Here is a 13,595-nt window from a genome sequence, read left to right as displayed (position 1 = left end):
GGTCAGCCGCCGGTGACCGGGGGAAACAGGGCCACCTCGTCGCCGGGACCGACGGGATGGTCGAAGGGCACGTGCTCCCGGTTGATGGCGGCTTTCACCACGGCCGCGTTGGCCAGCGCCTCGGCATGGCCGGGGCTGCGGCCCTTCAGCCATTCCACCAGGCCGCCGACGTCCGTCACCTCGGGCGGCGGCGTCACGTCTTCGGAGGCGACGCCGATCTTGCTGCGCAGCCACGCGAAATAGAGAACCTTCATCACCGAACCTCGCTGAAGGGCAGGAACGCCACCGTCTCCCCCGGCTCCAGCCGGGTCACGTCCTCGGGCAGTTCCACCAGTCCGTCCGATTCCACCAGCGACGACAGGATGCCGGCCCCGTCGCGCGGGTGCTTGATCGCCGTCAGGACCCCGTCCGCACCCCGTTCCAGGCGGGTGCGCACGTACTCCCGGCGGCCGGACTTCTTCTTGTACGCGAAGCCCGCGCGCACCGGAAAGAGAATCGGCGGCGCCTCCGACGCACCCATCAGGCGCAGCAGGATGGGCCGCGCCACCCGCAGGAACGTCACCATCACCGCCACGGGGTTGCCCGGCAGCCCGATGAAGGCGGCACCCGCCGCCTGCCCCAGGGCGACCGGCCGGCCCGGCTTGATGGCGAGGCGCCAGAAATGCAGCGCCCCCAGCGCCTCCACCGCCGCCTTGACGTGGTCCTCCTCGCCGGTCGACATGCCACCCGAGGTGACCAGCACGTCGTGCGCCGCCGCCGCCCCGTCGAGGGCGCCGCGGATGACCTCCGGCCGGTCTCCGAGGATGCCGAGATCGGTGACAACGCAGCCGAGCCCGCGCAGCGCCGCCATCAGCGCGTAGCGGTTGGCGTCGTATATGCAGCCGGCGGCCAGGGGCTCCCCCGGCTCGCGCACCTCGTCGCCGGTGGAGAACACGGCGACGCGCAGCGGCGCCCGAACCTCCAGCGTCCGCCGCCCCACGGAGGCGGCAAGCCCCACGTCCTCCGGCCGCAGGCGCCGGCCGGCCGCCAGGATCACGGCGCCGCAGCGCACGTCCTCCCCCGCCTCCCGCCGGTTGGCGCCGCGCTTGATCCCCGGCGGGATCAGCACCCCGTCGCCGACGGCGCGGCAGTCCTCCTGCATCAGCACGGTGTCAAAGCCGTCGGGCATGGGCGCACCGGTGAAGATGCGCACCGCCTCACCGCGCCGGCCCGGCCGGTCCAGCGGGTGGCCGGCAGCGACGCGGGCCGTCACCGGCAACTGCGTCGGCCCGTCACCGGCCAGGTCGTCGAAGAACACGGCATAGCCGTCCACCGCCGAATTGGCGTGGGGCGGCACGTCGAAGGGCGCCGTCACGTCCTCGGCCAGGATGCGGCCCGGCGCGTCGGCGAGCGCAACCGTCGCGGACTCCGTCACCGGGGAGACACGCTCGCGCAGCAGCGCCAGTGCGGCGTCCACGGGCATCAGGTCGCCACCGAAGGCGAAGCAGTCGTCGCTCAACTGAGCCATAGGCAGCCATATCGTTGGCAGGAATGGAAGGCGTGAGTGTGCCCCCGCCCCGCCACCGGCGCAACCCCCGGACCTCCGCAGCCGCCGGCTCCGGCCGGCCGCATCACGCCTCCGCCAGGACCGCGCGCACCGCCTCCGTCACCTCGGCGCGGGTGAACGGCTTGCGCAGCGTCCGCCGGGCGCCCAGAGCGGCGGCGACGGGCAGAAGGTCCGGCGCTTCGGGCGCACCGCCGCCGGACATGGCGATGATCCGGACCGACGGGTGCAGGCGTCGCAGTTCCATGATGGTCGCCAGTCCCTCCCGATGGGGCATGAAGATGTCGGTGATGACCACGTCGGTCGGAGTGTCCTGCAACAACGCCACGCCCTCCGCCCCGTCGCGCGCCGCAAGCGCCGTGTAGCCGGCGTGGCTGAGGGCGCGCAGAAGCACGGTGCGCACCAGGTCATCGTCGTCAATGACCAGAACGGTGGCCATGGATACGCACCCCTCCTTCCTTTCGGTGCCCCCGCGGTCGTCATCGGCACCGGCCCGGCACACGATGCCGAACCGTGCCGGGCGGCTTCCGTTCCGCCGGGCGCGGCCGCGGCCCCGGTCACCCGTGGAAATTCAGCAGGCTCGGCGCCTTGTCGATGATCTCCTCCAGGATCTGCGAGGCGGTATCGAGATCCCGTTCCAGTTCCGGCCCCAGCTTGCCGGCATAATTGGGCTCCGTCAGCTTCTTGTGGGCGTCGTGCAGGCTGCGCAGCTCCGACATGAAGATCTCGCGCGCGCCCATCGGCAGAACCGGGTTGGCCGACAGCACGAAAAAGAAGCGCATGCTGGCACGCACCAGGAGCGCCAGCATCACCGTATCCAGCCGCTCGAACTGCTCGCGCAGATCGTCGGAGCGGGCGTCCACCAGGTTGCGCAGCCGCTGCTCGATGAGAATGACCAGAGCCTGGAACTCGCCAACCTTGTCGCGGAACTCGCGGTAGGCGGCGAAGCTGTGCTTGCTCGCCTCGTGCTCGGCGATCTGTGCGAGCTTGGCGGCCTCGCGGCACTGCCGCTCCAGGGCGCTGAGCAGTTGCTTCACCTCGGCACGGGTGTATTGGCGCTTCATGGGCCGGACGACGCGATGATGATGAACCTCCGGCCCTATAGCACAGGGCGCCCGCCCCGGTCATCGGGAACCGGGGACGCAGGGCGACCGCACCCCGCTCGCGTCAATAGCCGGCTTCCACCACCCCGTCGACCAGCCAGACGATGCTGTCGAGGGCCGAATCCTTGCTGGGCAGCGAAGCACCCTTGGCCAGCACCAGGCGCCCGGTGTTGTCCTTGACCGGGCCGCGAAAGACCGCGGTGTTGCCATTGGCCAGTTGCATGCGGGCCGCGTCCGCGTGGGCGCGTGCCTCCACGCCGACGGCCGGGCCGTAGCGCGTGCTGCGCACGAACTGCTCGCCGAAGCCGCCGCGCAACAGGCGCGGCCATGGCCGACCGGTCCTGATCCGCGTCACCAGATCGGTGTAGAGCCGTTCCCAGGCCCATTCGGCGCCGGTGAGCAGAGCGGTCGGGGCGACCGCCGACAGGTCGGTGTGCAGACCGCAGCACAGGACGCCCGCCGCTTCAGCCTCTTCCACCAGCGGGCGCAGGGACGGCAGGTGACCGGCCAGCACGTCGGCCCCGCCGGCGATCAGGCTGCGGCCGGCCGCCGCCGGCGACCCCTCCGGACCGACGAAGGCGAGTTGCACCGTCACCGATGGCTCCACCCGCCGGGCTCCGAGGGCGAAGGCGTTGACCGAGCGCAGAACGCGCGGCCCCGGCTGCGACGCAACGAAGCCGATGCGCCGCCGACGCGTGGCGTAGCCGGCGACCATCCCGGCAATGTGCTGGCCCTCGTCGATGTAGGCGTCGTAAACGCCGACGTTCACCGGCAGGCGCAGCATGGCGTTGCGCGACCCGCACAACAGAATGGTGACGTCGCGGTGGGCGTCGGCCTGCGCCAGAAGGGCCTCCGCCTGGTCGCCGGGAGCGGTGACGAAGATCACCCGGCAGCCGTGGCCGGCGATCAGTTCCTCCACCGCCACCGGCAGGTCCCCCGCCGCCTCCGCCTCGTGCACCACCACGCCGGGCAGCGCCGCGGTCGCCGCCGCGCCGTCGGCGTGGGCCTGGTTGTAGCCGAAATCGACCCGCGGGCCGCTGTAGAGGAAACCGACGGACAGGGGCTCCGCGGCACGCCCGAGCGGCGCCGCCAGCGCCAGCGCGCCCCCGGCCACGCCCGCGAGGAAGCGGCGGCGGGCGACCCGCCAACCATCCGTTCGATGATGTTCCATCGTTCCCCCCATCGGGCAAGAACTATACCTTCGGATGGATGGGTTGCCAGCGAAAAGCCGTTCACACGCTAAGCAACCCGTCGCCGGCACGGCAGCGCCGTTGCCTTCGCCTCGGGGCGCTGGTATGCAGCCGCCCGAACCCCACCGGAACCGTCGCGCCGATGCCCCGTCCGTCCGCCCCATGCGCGCCCGCCGACATCCTGGTCATCAAGCTGGGGGCGCTGGGGGATTTCTTCCTGGCGCAGACGGCCTTCCGGGCAATCCGCCGCCACCACGCCGGCGACCGCCTGACCCTGCTGACCATCCCGTCACTGGCGCCTCTGGCCGAGCGCAGCGGCCTCTTCGACGCGGTGTGGAGCGACCCGCGCGGCCGCACACCGGCCGCCTATCTGGCCATGCGCCGGCGTCTGCGGGCCGGCCGTTTCGCCCGCGTCTACGACCTTCAGTGCCAGTCCCGCACCGACCGGTACTTCCTGCTGCACGTCCCCGGACCCTGGCCGGAGTGGTCGGGAACCGCGCGCGGCTGCTCCCACCCCGACCGCTATCCCGGCCGCCGCAAGGTGCCGGTGATCGAGCGCTACGCCCGCCAGCTCCGCCCCTTCGGGATCACGCTCGATCCCTGGCCCGATCTTTCCTGGCTCGACGCCGACACCGGCGGATTCGGGCTGGACGGGCCCTATGCCCTGCTGGTGCCCGGCTCGTCGCCTGGCCGTCCGGACAAGCGGTGGCCGGTGGACCGCTACGCCGAGCTGGCGCAGCGGCTGGCGGAACGGGGCATCCGGCCGGTGGTGCTGGGCACCGCCATCGAGACCGACCTGGCGGCCGCCATCACCGCGGCCTGTCCCGCGACCCTGGACCTGACGCAGCGGACCGGGATCGCCGAGATCGCCGGGCTGGCGCACCGCGCCGTGGCGGCGGTGGGCAACGACACCGGCCCCACCCACCTGATCGCGGCGACCGGCGCCCCGACGGTGGTTCTGTTCTCCGACGCCTCGGATCCCATCCACGCGCTGGGACGCCGCACCGTCGTTCATCACGTTCCGGATTTCGCGGACATGGACACGGCCGGCGTCCTCGCGGCCGTGGAGCGCGCGCGCACCCTCTGACGGAACGGCAACGCGCAGCGGCGCCACCTGTTGCCTGAGGGGTCGTCTTCCCGGTGCCGGAGCCGCGCATGACCGAAATCCGCGTCGACTCGCTTATGGCCTACATCGCCGTCATCTCCGGCCTTGCGGAGCGTACGGTGGCGTTCCGCGGCTCCAAGAACCCGGACGAGGACATGAAGCCGTCGGTCGTGCGCTCGTGGCAGTGCAATCACCGTCTGCGGAACATGACCGGCCGGCACGAGCGTCCCGCGCCGGTGCTGTGGGACTTCGAGGAACGCCTGATCGAGTCATTCAAACGCCAGGCATTGCCGTTCCTGCCCTCGGTGCCCGACTGCCATCTCAACTGGCTGGCCGTCGCCCAGCACCACGAACTGCCGACGCGGCTCCTGGACTGGACGCGCAACCCGCTGATCGCCCTCTACTTCGCTGCCAGCAACCGGCACCGTCCGACACCACCGGAAGAATGGAGGGATGTCTTCGTCTTCATCTGGGGGATCAGCGACACGCCCGACAGTCACCGCCACATGCTGGCGCTCGATCGCGCCCGAACGATGATGCCGGTTGGTGACGGGCGCATCGGCTCCGGCCGCCCGGATGCCGACCACCGGACGGACGGCGCCATCCATCTGTTTACGCCGCCCACCCTGTCGTCGCGGATCGCCTCTCAGGAGGGTTTGTTCAGCTTCGAAGAACGCCTATCCGACCGCCCGTTCCCCGAACTGGCCCGCGACACCGGCCTTGACCTGACGCGCATCCGCGTGGCCGGCCCGGCCCGCCTGGAGATTCTGCGGCAGTTGAACCGGTTGGGTGTGGAATCCGGCAAATTGTTCCCGGATCTTCCCGGCCTGTGCGCCCACCAGCGCTGGGCCGCGGAGTGGTTGTGGTGACATGACCCTGGCGTCGTCGCGCGAACCGGTTTAGCACTCGCACACGCCACAGCGCCAACGACGCCCATGACCGATCCATCCGCCGCCGCACCGGTCGCCGACCGGGTCGCCCGAAGCCTTGCCGAAGCCGCACGCCTGGAGACCGCCGGCGATGCGGCCGGCGACGACCGGACAGCCGCCGCCGCCTATGAACAGGCGCTGTGGCTCGTTCCCACCCGCCCCCTGTTCGCAAAGCTGGTCGCCGCCGTCGACCGGCTGCGGGCGGCGGATCCCGGCTATCTGTTCGTCACTCACACGCTGTCCCGCCCGCTGCGGGTGGTCGCCGCCGCCAACGCCGCCTATGTGCCCCTGCTGGAAACGATGCTGGCATCGGTCCGCTTCCTGCGCAACGGGCCGTGCGTCCGCTTCACCATTCTCGATGTCGGGCTGGAGCCGGAGCAGGCCGGCCGGCTGCGCGCCGACGGGATGGCGGTCGTCGAACCCGAATGGCATCTGCCCCCCGGGTACCGGACGACGAATCCGGCCCATTTCAAGGCGATGACGGCGCGCCCCCATCTGCCGGCCTACGCCCCCGATGCCGGCCTGATCCTGTGGATCGACGCCGACATCTGGGTGCAGACGCCGGCCAGCCTCGACGACATCGTCCTGGGCGCCCTCAGCGGCGCCATGGCCATCGTCCCGGAGCGGCACCGCGCCTACAATCTGAAGTTCTTCCCTCTGGGCGAGGCCGAACCGATCGACGAAGGAGCCTGGTTGACGCGGCTGTTCACGGTCGCCTTCGGCCCTGACGAGGCACGGGATCTCAGGGAAAAGCCGATCCTCAACACCGGCGTCTTCGCCCTGCGCGCCCGCGCTCCCCATTGGGCGGCCTGGCAGGCGTCGCTGGACCGCGCCCTGCGGCGCACCGGCGTTTCCCTTGTGGAACAGACCGCGCTCAACCATGCCGTCTACCGGAACGGGCTGCCGACGGTCCGGTTCGGCGCCCATTACAACTGGGTCACCCACCGGGCACGCCCCCTGTTCGACCCGCCGACCCGGCGGTTTCTCGAACCGGCCCGGCCGTTCCGCCCGCTCGGCCTGATCCATGTGACCGGCCCGGACAAGTTCAGGCCGCGGCCGATCCGGACGACCGACGGGCGGGTGATCGACCTGCCGCTGATGCCTGTCGCCACCGACATCTGAACTCTGCGCGAATTTCCGGGGGGAATGCGCACCGATCCGGGAAACTCCGCGTCCGCTCGTGCGTTGTCACCGGCAGTGCCGGTCCGGCACGCCGCCCGGGCGCCCCGGGGAAGGGAGACAGGGAATGAACGACAGCCGACTGGACCGCATCCGCCGCCGGGCTCACGAGATCTGGGACCGCGAGGGGCAACCCCACGGACGCCACGACGACCATTGGCAGCGGGCCGAAGCCGAGATCGACGCCGAGGACGCCACCTCCGCCGACCCCGCCGCTCCGGCGGCAACCGGCACGCCAAACGCCGGCAAGACGACCGGGCGCGGTGCGCGCACGGCCAAGAACAGCCCATCAAAGGAAAGCCCGCCCGCAGCCGCCCCCGCCAAACGCCGGGGCAAGACGGCTGCCCCACCCGCCGAACCCGGCACCACCCCTCGCACGCGATCGGCCAAATCCCGCGGCAAGGACGCCTCCGCCTGAGCCGCCGGCGTCCCGGCTTCCGGGGGGACGGCCGGCAGGCTTGCGAACATCGGGCTGGCACCGATCTGCGGGGATTGCTAGGCTTGCGGCCCTTAACCAACCGCCGCAACCAGCCGCCGCCCCGCCGCAAGCGCCGACCGATCCCGAGGTGGACCCATGCCGCACTACCGTTCCCGCACTTCCACGCACGGCCGCAACATGGCCGGTGCCCGTGGCCTCTGGCGCGCCACCGGCATGAAGGACGGCGATTTCGGCAAGCCGATCATCGCCATCGCCAACTCCTTCACCCAGTTCGTTCCCGGCCACGTCCACCTGAAGGACCTGGGCCAGCTCGTCGCCCGCGAGATCGAAAAGGCCGGCGGCGTCGCCAAGGAGTTCAACACCATCGCCGTCGACGACGGCATCGCCATGGGCCATGACGGCATGCTCTACAGCCTGCCGTCGCGCGAGCTGATCGCGGACGCCGTGGAGTACATGGCGAACGCCCACTGTGCCGACGCGCTGGTGTGCATCTCCAACTGCGACAAGATCACGCCGGGTATGCTGATGGCCGCCATGCGCCTCAACATCCCCGCCGTGTTCGTGTCCGGCGGACCGATGGAGGCCGGCAAGGTGAACTGGCGCGGCAAGACCCGCGCCGTCGACCTGATCGACGCCATGGTCGCCGCCGCCGACCCCACGGTGAGCGACGAGGAGGCGGCCGAGATGGAGCGCAGCGCCTGCCCCACCTGCGGCTCCTGCTCCGGCATGTTCACCGCCAACTCCATGAACTGCCTGACGGAGGCGCTGGGGCTGGCGCTGCCCGGCAACGGCACCATCCTGGCCACCCACGCCGACCGCAAGGAGCTGTTCCTGGCCGCCGGCCGGATGGCCGTGGACCTGTGCCACCGCTGGTACCGGGAAGAGGATCCCCGCGCCCTGCCCCGCGGCATCGCCACCTTCGAGGCGTTCGAGAACGCCATGACGCTGGACATCGCCATGGGCGGCTCGACCAACACCGTTCTGCACCTGCTGGCCGCCGCGCAGGAAGGCGAGGTGCCCTTCACCATGCAGGACATCGACCGGCTGTCGCGCCGGGTTCCCAACGTCTGCAAGGTGGCCCCCGCCGTCGGCGACGTCCACATCGAGGATGTGCACCGGGCCGGCGGCATCTTCGGCATCCTGGGCGAGTTGGACCGTGGCGGCCTGCTCAACCGCGACGTCGCCACCGTCCACACCCCGACCCTGGGCGAGGCGCTGGACCGCTGGGACGTCAAGCGCACGTCCGACGAGGGCACCCACCGCCTGTTCCGCGCCGCCCCCGGCGGCATCCCCACCATCGTGCCCTTCAGTCAGGAACGGCGCTGGCCGGAGCTGGACCTGGACCGCGAGACGGGCGTCATCCGGTCGGTGGAGCACGCCTTCAGCAAGGACGGCGGGCTCGCCGTCCTGTTCGGCAACATCGCCGAGCGCGGCTGCATCGTGAAGACGGCCGGCGTCGATTCGTCGATCCTGACCTTCGCCGGGCCGGCGCGGGTGTTCGAAAGCCAGGACGCGGCGGTGGAGGCGATCCTGGGCGACCGCATCCGGGCCGGCGACGTGGTGGTCATCCGCTATGAGGGTCCGCGCGGCGGCCCCGGCATGCAGGAGATGCTCTATCCGACCAGCTATCTGAAGTCCAAGGGGCTGGGCAAAGCCTGCGCGCTGGTCACCGACGGGCGGTTCTCGGGCGGCACCTCGGGTCTGTCCATCGGCCACGCCTCGCCGGAGGCGGCGGCCGGCGGAGCCATCGGCCTGGTGGAGGAAGGAGACCGCATCGAGATCGATATCCCGAACCGGTCCATTCGCCTGGCGGTCACCGATGAGGAGCTGCAACGCCGCCGCGACGCCATGAACGCCAGGGGTGCGGCGGCATGGAAGCCGGAGGCCCGCACCCGCGCCGTGTCTCCGGCCCTGCGCGCCTACGCCGCCCTGACGACCAGCGCCGATCGCGGCGCCGTGCGCGACGTCAGCCAGGTGGAAGGCATCGCCGTTCCGCGCTGAACCGGCAGCGGCGGCCCTCGCCGCCGGCCGGTGCTTCCTTCCCGGCGCGCCGGAGCGTAACCCGCTCCGGCGCGTTTGCGTTGGGCCGGGAGGTCCGCGCCGGGCGATTTGGGTCACAGATGCTTCGTTTTCTACACATTGCCCGGTGCATGCAGTAATATGCAGGCCGGGTGCGCGGCGGGTGCGGAACCGTCCGGAATCGGGTGGGGAAGGAGTGATGGCGGCAACCTCTGCCGAAGGGCGCGGATTGCGGACCAGCGGGTCCGAGCGGAGGCTGCTGACCGTCCTGTTTGCCGACATCGTGGGGTCCTCCCGGCTCGTCGATGGCTGCGATCCGGAGGACGCGGATGAGTCGCTGCTCGGCATCCTTCAGGTCCTGGTCGATGCCGTCCATCGCTACGGCGGGATGGTCAGCCAGGTTCTGGGCGACGGGGTTCTGGCGGTGTTCGGTGCCCCCGCGGCGTTGGAGGATCATGCGTTGCGGGCCTGCCTCGCAGCCCGGGACATCGCGGTCGCCTCCGGCACCGACGTCGCCTCGGGTGATGCGGACGGACACCGTGGAGCCCTGCCGCCCTTTTCGGTCCGCGTCGGCGTCGCCTCGGGCGAGGTGCTCAGCCATGTGGTCGACGCGGACGGTCCGTGGAAGGACTACCGGGCGGTCGGCGAGTGCGTCCATCTCGCCGCCAAACTGCAACAGCGCGCCGCCCCCGGCAGCGTGCTGATCAGCGCCGACACGGTCCGGCTGGTTCCCGCCGGGTTGATCAGCGAACCGGTGACGCCGCTGGCGCTGGGGGGTGATGCCCCGCCCCACCCGGTGCACCGGCTCGTTGATGCGCGGCCCGACCGACTGACCGCCACCGATTTCGCGGCGCGCCGCACCGCGCCGTTCGTCGGGCGCGAAGCCGAGCTGCGGCTGATCGACGGCGCGCTGAGGCGGGCCGTCGGTGGTGAGGGTGGCGCGATGCTGGTCGTGGGCGAAGCCGGCATCGGCAAGTCGCGTGTGGTGGGTGAGTTGCTGCGGATGCATCGTGGCGGCGGAATCGACTTGGTGGAATGGCCGCAGGCGCCGCTGCGCCGCCCCGGCGATCCCGACACTCCGGAATGCGTCGTCCGCAGCCTCGCCGCCCTTGCCGCCCGTCGGCACGGTGGCGACGGCGCCACCGCGGTCTGCGCCGCCGCGCGCCGGGCGGGCGGCCCTCTGGCGGAGGCGGCGGTGTGCGACCTGCTGGGGCAGCCGGTCCGCGATCCCCTGTGGACGGGCATCGATCCCGCACAGCGGCTGTCCTTCGCCATCGAGGGCCTGGCGGCGGCCACCGTCGAATTGGGTGCGGAGCGCACCGTGGTCGTCCTGGTGGAGGATGCCCACTGGGCCGACCCGGTCATGGCGCGCCTGCTGGACACGCTGGCCCATGGCGTGGCCGGCAGCCGGATCTTCCTGCTGGCAACCGCGCGACCGGACGAGCCGACCGGCTGGTCGGGCGTGCCGCGCATGCCCCGTCTGGACCTCAACGCCCTGTCCCCGGCGCAGACCGATGCGTTCCTCGACCATTGGTTGGGTGATGACCCCTCCCTGACGCCGTTGAAACACCGCATCGCCCGCCGCAGCGAAGGCGTGCCCCTGTACCTGGAAGAATCGCTGCGCGCCCTGGAATCCGCAGGCACCATCGCCGGCACCGAAGGTGCCTTCCGGCTGGTCGGCCGCGGCGACCCGGTGGAACTGCCGGCCAGCGTGCGCGGACTGCTGGCGGCACGCATCGACGCGCTGCCGGCGGACCGGCGCGCGGTCCTTCGAGCAGCCGCCGTAGTCGGGCCGACCTTCGACGTGGCACTGCTGTGCACGCTGGTTGCAGCACCCGCCCCGGATGTCATGAAGGCGCTCGCCGGCCTGGAATGGGCGGGATTCCTGCACCGCTCACGCCTGATGCCGAATCTGGAGTTCACCTTCCATCACGCGCTGATGCAGGAGGTCGCCTACGCCGGCATCGCCCGGCGGGAGCGGCAATGCCTGCACGCCCGCATCGTCGCCGCCCTGCGCAAACGGCGCGACAGCGATCTGCCGGGGCGGCTGGAATCCCTCGCCCACCACGCTCTGCGGGCGGGGAACCGGCCGCTGGCCTACGTCTATGGCCGTTTCGCCGGGCAGCGGGCGGAGGTGCGCTCCGGGCCGGCCGACGCTGCGCAGCATTTCACGGACGCGCTGCACGCGCTGGAAGGGCTGCCCGCCAGCCGGCGCAACACGCTGCGACGGATCGACGTGACGCTGGCGCTCGCCCGCTCCCTGCTGCCGCAGGGCGGCAAGGACGGCATCGAGGCGCTGTTGAACGAGGCCAGGAATCTGGCGATGGAGACGGACGCACCGATCCGGCGCACCCGCGCCTCGTCGCTGCTGTCGGCCTATCTCTGGATCTACGGCGACCTGGACGACGCCATCCGCCTGTGCCGGGAAGGCCTTGCCGAGATGGCGGACCGGGAATGCCTTAACACCCGGGTGCAGCTTCTCGTCCGGCTCGCCGGTGTGTACGCGGACAAAGGGCATTACCGCGATGCCTGCACCTGGATGGAGGAGGCCGGACGCCTCATCGCGGCCGAGCCGGGCTTCGGCCGTTATGGACTGATGCCGGTGGCCAGGGTCGCTGCGGACAGCTTCCTCGGCCGCTACCTCGCGGAACTCGGCCGGCATGATCGGGCGATGCGCTGCAGCGAGGCGGCATTGGACGCTGCACAGACCAGCGGCCACGCCTTCTCGCGCATCCTGGCCATGCTGAATCTCAGCCTGGTCCTGCTCCTCGATGACCGGTTCGACCGCGCCATCCCGCTGCTGAAGGACGCCCTGGAAACCGCCGACGTCATCCGGTCGCAGCTTTTCCAACCCATCCTTCTCAGCGCCCTCGGCTATGCCCTCGTGCGGACCGGGAAGGCGGACGACGGGCTGGCCATGCTGCACGCGGGCCGCCAGCATCTGGACACGCTGGGAGTCCGGCGCCACGTTCCGCAGGTGCTGATTTGGCTGTCCCTCGCCCTGCATCACGCCGGGCGCCCGCGCGAGGCTCTGCGATGGGCCACCGATGCGCGCGATCACGCCGCCGGGGCGGGACAGCAGGCCGACGAGGCCCGGGCCTGCTACGCCATGGCGCTCGCCGGGCACGCCCTCGGGCGGGACGGAGCCACCGCGCTGGCGGCACACGCGGCCGATACCGCGCGTCTGCTGGGCCTCGCCCCGCTCTTCCGTCAGTGCGAACGGCTTGCCGCCGACGCCGCCATGGTCCGCCGCATCGCCGTCTAGCTCCTGCGGCCGGACGGCATTGGAAATGATCACGTTCCGGCCGCATCAGGGGACGTCCGCCCCGCCGCGGAAATAGTTCAGCACGAACACGCGGATGCCGGTGGACAGGGGGAGACCCGACCAGGCGTCCGAAATCTCGACGCACAGGTCGTCGATCGACCGGCCTTCGCGTTCGCCGATGTCGATCAGGCCGGCCCAGATGGCGGATTCGAGGCGCACACCGACGTGCTCCGCACCGATGCGCACGGTCCGCGCTACGGCGACGTCGGCGGTCGCACGGGACATCAGGTCCGACAGCAGGCCGATCTCCCCGCCGGCGATGGGACTCTTGCTCAGGAACTGCATTGTGCGCCGCCTTTCTGGCTGCATCGGGCCCGCCATCGGGACACCGGCGGAACGGTCGAGACCGCGCGCCATCTTCACCTCCGCATACCCGGTTACGCAGTGAAGTTCTTCACTGCGTAACCGGGTATGCAGCGGCCATAGTCGGAGCATCCCGACCAACGGGAACAGAAAGCAACGGGGCAAACGGCCCCACCCTCTGCGACGACTTTCCAGGCAAGGAGCATCAGGACATGAACTCCACGATCAGCCGGGCAACCCTGATCCGCGGCGCCGACGGCCGCCTGTACGCCGTGACCGCCGCCGGCGTGACCGAGGTGGCCGAGACCGGCGCCCGCGCCGTTCGCAGCGCCGTCCGCAGCGGCGACCGTGCCGGCTTCGACACCGCCGACCACGAGGCCGGCCGCTTCGCCGTCACGCCCGGCGCCTGAACGCCGGGCTTCGGGCCGCGGCGGCCGGCATTCACCCGGCCGCGCCGCTG

13 protein-coding genes are annotated in these 13,595 nt (G+C 71.3%); 7 read left to right on the top strand and 6 right to left on the bottom strand.

Annotated elements, in window-relative coordinates; genetic code table 11:
* Nucleotides 1-2: 2 nt before the first annotated feature.
* The 5 genes from moaD to G472_RS0100185 all read right to left on the bottom strand — a co-directional run bounded on the left by moaD (nt 3) and on the right by G472_RS0100185 (nt 3,817).
* Nucleotides 3-254 carry a molybdopterin converting factor subunit 1 gene (gene moaD, locus G472_RS0100205; RefSeq protein ID WP_029006732.1) on the bottom strand — a complete coding sequence of 84 codons (252 nt, stop codon included), beginning with the start codon at nt 252-254 and terminating at the stop codon, nt 3-5.
* On the bottom strand, nt 254-1,507 hold the full coding sequence (locus G472_RS0100200; protein WP_029006731.1) for a molybdopterin molybdotransferase MoeA: 1,254 nt from the start codon (nt 1,505-1,507) through the stop codon (nt 254-256). The genes moaD and G472_RS0100200 overlap by 1 nt, the downstream gene beginning before the upstream one ends.
* Before the next feature lie 103 nt (nt 1,508-1,610).
* Nucleotides 1,611-1,982, bottom strand: coding sequence for a response regulator (locus G472_RS0100195; protein ID WP_029006730.1), 372 nt, complete (start codon nt 1,980-1,982; stop codon nt 1,611-1,613).
* A gap of 118 nt (nt 1,983-2,100) precedes the next feature.
* Entirely contained in the window at nt 2,101-2,607 is a 507-nt protein-coding gene (locus G472_RS0100190; protein WP_029006729.1) for a hypothetical protein, read from the bottom strand.
* 103 nt (nt 2,608-2,710) lie between these two features.
* Nucleotides 2,711-3,817 carry a BMP family ABC transporter substrate-binding protein gene (locus G472_RS0100185; protein ID WP_029006728.1) on the bottom strand — a complete coding sequence of 369 codons (1,107 nt, stop codon included), beginning with the start codon at nt 3,815-3,817 and terminating at the stop codon, nt 2,711-2,713.
* A gap of 161 nt (nt 3,818-3,978) precedes the next feature.
* Between G472_RS0100185 and G472_RS0100180 the strand changes: the two genes are divergently transcribed.
* From G472_RS0100180 to G472_RS30460, 6 genes are all read left to right on the top strand, one after another.
* On the top strand, nt 3,979-4,923 hold the full coding sequence (locus tag G472_RS0100180) for a glycosyltransferase family 9 protein (RefSeq protein WP_051340077.1): 945 nt from the start codon (nt 3,979-3,981) through the stop codon (nt 4,921-4,923).
* A 68-nt stretch (nt 4,924-4,991) separates the two neighbouring features.
* The gene (locus G472_RS36610) at nt 4,992-5,810 is read left to right on the top strand and encodes an FRG domain-containing protein (RefSeq protein WP_029006726.1); all 819 of its coding nucleotides are present in this window, start codon (nt 4,992-4,994) and stop codon (nt 5,808-5,810) included.
* 66 nt (nt 5,811-5,876) lie between these two features.
* Nucleotides 5,877-6,992: a glycosyltransferase family protein gene (locus tag G472_RS0100170; RefSeq protein ID WP_029006725.1), complete on the top strand. Its 1,116-nt coding sequence runs from the start codon at nt 5,877-5,879 to the stop codon at nt 6,990-6,992.
* Between the two features lie 124 nt (nt 6,993-7,116).
* Nucleotides 7,117-7,467: a DUF2934 domain-containing protein gene (locus G472_RS30465; RefSeq protein WP_035690584.1), complete on the top strand. Its 351-nt coding sequence runs from the start codon at nt 7,117-7,119 to the stop codon at nt 7,465-7,467.
* A 156-nt stretch (nt 7,468-7,623) separates the two neighbouring features.
* Nucleotides 7,624-9,489, top strand: a complete 1,866-nt coding sequence (gene ilvD / locus G472_RS0100160; RefSeq protein WP_029006724.1) for a dihydroxy-acid dehydratase — start codon at nt 7,624-7,626, stop codon at nt 9,487-9,489.
* A 217-nt stretch (nt 9,490-9,706) separates the two neighbouring features.
* Nucleotides 9,707-12,772 carry an ATP-binding protein gene (locus tag G472_RS30460; RefSeq protein ID WP_084536342.1) on the top strand — a complete coding sequence of 1,022 codons (3,066 nt, stop codon included), beginning with the start codon at nt 9,707-9,709 and terminating at the stop codon, nt 12,770-12,772.
* Nucleotides 12,773-12,817: 45 nt separating this feature from the next.
* Here G472_RS30460 and G472_RS30455 read toward each other — a convergent pair whose 3' ends face one another.
* Nucleotides 12,818-13,117: a ribbon-helix-helix domain-containing protein gene (locus G472_RS30455; protein WP_035690581.1), complete on the bottom strand. Its 300-nt coding sequence runs from the start codon at nt 13,115-13,117 to the stop codon at nt 12,818-12,820.
* A 230-nt stretch (nt 13,118-13,347) separates the two neighbouring features.
* On the opposite strand from G472_RS30455, the gene G472_RS0100145 reads away from it, so the two are divergent.
* The gene (locus tag G472_RS0100145) at nt 13,348-13,545 is read left to right on the top strand and encodes a hypothetical protein (RefSeq protein ID WP_029006723.1); all 198 of its coding nucleotides are present in this window, start codon (nt 13,348-13,350) and stop codon (nt 13,543-13,545) included.
* The last annotated feature ends 50 nt before the right edge of the window (nt 13,546-13,595 follow it).

Source organism: Azospirillum halopraeferens DSM 3675 (genome assembly GCF_000429625.1).
GTDB classification, from domain to species: domain Bacteria; phylum Pseudomonadota; class Alphaproteobacteria; order Azospirillales; family Azospirillaceae; genus Azospirillum; species Azospirillum halopraeferens.
The sequence above is the reverse complement of the archived record's forward strand: the minus strand, read 5'-3'. Positions and strand labels throughout refer to the sequence as shown.